The 3446-nt window shown below is 46.1% G+C and carries 4 protein-coding genes; all 4 read left to right on the forward strand.

The features are described 5' to 3' along the window. Nucleotides 1-161: 161 nt before the first annotated feature. The gene (locus tag ACO6UX_RS25110) at nt 162-791 is read left to right on the forward strand and encodes an RHS repeat domain-containing protein (protein WP_422451145.1); all 630 of its coding nucleotides are present in this window, start codon (nt 162-164) and stop codon (nt 789-791) included. Continuing rightward, complete coding sequence (locus ACO6UX_RS25115; RefSeq protein ID WP_422447933.1) at nt 689-1687, forward strand: phospholipase effector Tle1 domain-containing protein; 999 nt, start codon at nt 689-691, stop codon at nt 1685-1687. Before ACO6UX_RS25110 ends, ACO6UX_RS25115 begins: the two co-directional genes overlap by 103 nt. After that, on the forward strand, nt 1680-2315 hold the full coding sequence (locus ACO6UX_RS25120; RefSeq protein WP_422447341.1) for a hypothetical protein: 636 nt from the start codon (nt 1680-1682) through the stop codon (nt 2313-2315). The genes ACO6UX_RS25115 and ACO6UX_RS25120 overlap by 8 nt, the downstream gene beginning before the upstream one ends. Before the next feature lie 362 nt (nt 2316-2677). Continuing rightward, on the forward strand, nt 2678-3446 hold a 769-nt coding region (locus ACO6UX_RS25125; RefSeq protein ID WP_422451146.1), incomplete at its 3' end, for a hypothetical protein.

A 3446-nucleotide genomic window follows, 5' to 3' on the forward strand; every position in this document is an offset into this window, starting at 1 on the left:
CAGGCAGTACCCTGGTCGAAACCTCAGCGATTAGGGATCGAAGGCACCTCTATAACCGCCGGAACTGGATAGTGGCGACCTTCATCATTTTTCAGCCTGATAAGCTCGCACGCCTATAACGCACTGAGTCCAGCGTACCCACAAGATGATTCCATCTACTGATGGCCCGGTACATACCGTTTACCATTACGGCCTCCAGTGGCCAGTTGATGGCGGAAACCCGGATCGATAGCCAGACAGGGAAAGAGATCCATAAAAACTACCTGTGGTTGAACCAGGTGCCAGTAGCGATGGCGGATGACTCCAAAGGTCAGCAGATCACCTACCTTCATACGGATCATCTGAATACTCCCAGAAAAGCGACCAATGACCAGCAAACTATTGTCTGGCAATGGAACAGCGATGCTTTTGGGATAGGTCTGGCCAAGCAAGACCCGGACGGTGATGGCAAGGGGGCGGAAATCAACCTGCGCTTCGCAGGCCAGTACTACGACCATGAAAGCGGCCTGTTCTACAACTATCACCGTTACTACGACCCGGAAACGGGGCGATACAGCCAGAGTGACCCCATAGGGTTGAGAGGCGGCATCAATACCTATGCCTATGTGAACAGTAATCCGCTGGTCAGCACAGATCCATTGGGACTGTTTTTGTTTGCTTTTGATGGGACGGGGAATGATCAGATGATCTGGGTGGTCTTAATGCGGAAGCAGAAACAAATGTTTCACTCTTCAGGCGGTATTATCAAGATGCCTATTCCCGAGATGATGTGCTTTATCAACCAGGTGTAGGAACTGATGGCTGGCTGGACTATATCATTGGCGGTGCGACTGGCCTGGGCTCTCGTGAGAGGGTAAACGACGCTCTTTATATGCTCGATGTTCTTTTAAGGCGGGACTCATGGGATCGAACTATTGACATTGTAGGGTTCAGTCGTGGGGCTGCAGCTGCCAGGGAGTTCTCTAACGAGATCTTTGAACGCATTGATAATAATCATTGGGCTAATGTCAGTGAATGCAATCCCCTGAATGTTCGCTTTATGGGGCTGTTTGATACAGTCGGTTCAATGGGACTGGCAGGGAATAGCACAGATATTGGCTATGACTTCTCCGTTGATAGCCGTATTGGCCATGTAGCTCATGCTGTAGCACTCAATGAACATAGAGCTTTATTTCCTCTTTCCTCAGTATCGCCCAATGAGGGAGCCGATATTTCTTCCGGCGGCAATATTGTTGAACAGGGCTTTGTTGGTGCACATTCTGATATAGGTGGTGGTTATGGCGATAGTGACCTTTCAGATATAGCTTTGCAGTGGATGTATCATCAAGCATTGAGCGCAGGTGTTGAGCTGGGTGATTTGAAAGATGAACATAAAGTCGTTGAGAAGCCTGTTATTCATGATGAGAGAGGCTGGCTGGGCAAACTGGGTAATGAGGATAGAGCTATCTATTATCCGAATGATCCTGACTTTAAACCTACCCCTACATCCAAGTGCGAGAGGAAAGTGGATAACCGGTGTGTTCAGTATCAGGCTGCCCGAGAGTCAGAACGGCAGAGAACTGCACCTCAATTTCCTGATCTTGAGCATATGATTCAGAGCAAACCCGACGGTAATTTCCGTGGAACAGTTAATATGGATCTGTATCAGGTCTGGCTGGATGAGAATGGAGTATTTGGCGATGGTTAAAAGTAAGTTCAATACCTATGCTGCTATTTATCTGCTTCTAATGGTGAGTAGTTTGATGAGTGGTTGCAGTGCATTTGGCAGAAACTTTTACAGTATCGGTGTTCATAATGATACTGAGAGTAGTCTCTACTTTACTGAAGTGTTAAATGAACTGGATCAGTATATATTCCATAAAGGAAAAATGATAATACCCTTTAAGTCAAAAGACTTTAGCATTATTGGCTCTGTTCCAATCAAGGATACTCCTGAGTATGGACTGGTTCGCTGGAAGTTTGAAGAGGAAGGGGACTGGATAGAAAAGAAAGTGAAGGTCAAGGAAGGTTTGCCTGATAATTTTCAGGGAGCTATTTATTTTAGTATTTTGAATGAGAATGAGGTTTTTATATCTTGGATTCTTAAAAATGATAAATCTAAAGCAGTTGATTGTGGAGGTTATATATTCGAAAAGTACCACTATCGGGCTAAACCATATGTAGATAAGGATATAGCGATGTGGCAAGACTACATGGAACAGAAAGAGGCTGACCTAAAAGCGGGGTTGACGGATAAATACAAGAAACCCAAATTCTATGATACGGTGACAGAGAAATGGTTTCACTGTAATGTTCGAGCTTACTTGAAGCCGTAGGGCTATTGGCCAAGATGAGTGCAAAAAAGTGTAAATTGGCAATGATGGTTGCTTACTTCATCGTAGTAACCAACTGGCTTATTCTATTGTATTCTCAAGTGCCTTCAATTGTGAATAATGGAGTGCTAAATCCATATGGCTTTTTACTCGGAGGGCTTTATGCAGCAATAACTTTTGTCATATGGCAGGGGTGTATTTGCATCTTGTGGTTTTATCGTTCTGGAGGGGTATTGTCACATGTATTTGGTTTTTTGATCTTTGGGCTGTACTTGGTTGTTTTTTTTTCAAATAGAAAATAGGACACCCTTATATTTGACAAACAAGCTAGCATTCAGTTTGAATACGACCTGCTGAATCGTCTGGTGGCTATCGATTATCCAGGCACAGGGTCGGATATCCGCTACCAGTACGACCAGACAGACGGTGTTCATGGTAATGGTACAGGGCAGTTGACCTCTATTGAGGATGGCAGTGGCAAGATTGAATACGGCTACGATGACTTTGGCAATACCATCACTGATCGCCGCAGCTTTGAGTTGAATGATCAGTCTTACGTCTACACACTGAGCTATCAGTATGGCAAGGCGAGTAAGTTGCTGGGAGTCACCTATCCCAACGGGCAACAGTTGAACTACCGCTATGATGCAAATCGTCTGAAGGGTATTGAGACACAACTGGCAGGAGTCCAAAAGACTTTAGTAGATAAGGTAAAGCATCAGTCATTCAGTGGTGTCAGTGGCTGGCGGTACGGCAATGGCCTGTGGATGGACAGAAGCTTTGATGCCGACGGTCGGCTCTCGGCCTTGATGCTGGCATCATCCAGCCAGCCCAAACCAGGTCAGACACTTTGGGAACAGGTCTATGGCTACGATGCCTTTGACAGTATTGAAAGCATCCAGCTGGATGATGGCAGTGAACGACATTTTAAGTACGATGCACTGTCACGCTTGACTGCCGAACTGGATAGCCGGGTCAGCGACGAGCAGTTTTACCAATACGACAAAGCTGGAAACCGGACCGAACACAGAATGGGAGAACCAGGACAAAAACCCGCCATCTGGAGCGCAGACTACCTGGCCAACAGCAACCGATTGCAATCTTATGGCAGCACCCGGGTCTTGCTCAGTGGGT

Origin of the sequence: Endozoicomonas sp. ALB091, from assembly GCF_049310265.1 — a bacterium.
Taxonomy (GTDB): domain Bacteria; phylum Pseudomonadota; class Gammaproteobacteria; order Pseudomonadales; family Endozoicomonadaceae; genus Endozoicomonas.

Coding starts and splice junctions, on each gene's coding strand:
- ACO6UX_RS25120 (WP_422447341.1), top strand. CDS start 1,680: ATGGTTAAAAGTAAGTTCAATACCTATGCTGCTATTTATCTGCTTCTA.
- ACO6UX_RS25110 (WP_422451145.1), top strand. CDS start 162: ATGGCCCGGTACATACCGTTTACCATTACGGCCTCCAGTGGCCAGTTG.